This window comes from Persicirhabdus sediminis (assembly GCF_016595495.1).
Taxonomy (GTDB): Bacteria; Verrucomicrobiota; Verrucomicrobiia; order Verrucomicrobiales; family Akkermansiaceae; genus Persicirhabdus; species Persicirhabdus sediminis.
Map to the genome: position 1 here is coordinate 1 of NZ_JAENIM010000001.1, position 273 is coordinate 273.

Consider the following 273-nt stretch of genomic DNA (forward strand, 5'->3'; position numbering starts at 1 on the left):
CGCTTTGCTAAAGTGCTCATCGCTGACATTACCTATATTCCAACAAAAGAAGGATGGCTCTATCTATCAGTGGTTATCGACCTCCATTCTCGCCTAGTTGTTGGACATCAATGCTCTGGAGCCATGCCCGCTGAAATCGTGACCGACGCCCTAGAAGCAGCTGTGGTTCAATGGGATATACCACGAGGCAAATCCATCTTTCATTCTGATAGAGGCAGCCAGTACACAAGCTGCAAACTACGTAAGTTACTCGGAGATCATAAGTTCAAGCAG

At 46.9% G+C, this 273-nt stretch carries 1 protein-coding gene; it reads left to right on the forward strand.

Translation table 11 applies throughout. The annotated features are described in order from the left end of the window. A partial coding sequence (locus tag JIN82_RS00005; RefSeq protein ID WP_200309473.1) for a DDE-type integrase/transposase/recombinase occupies positions 1–273 on the forward strand: 273 nt, incomplete at both ends.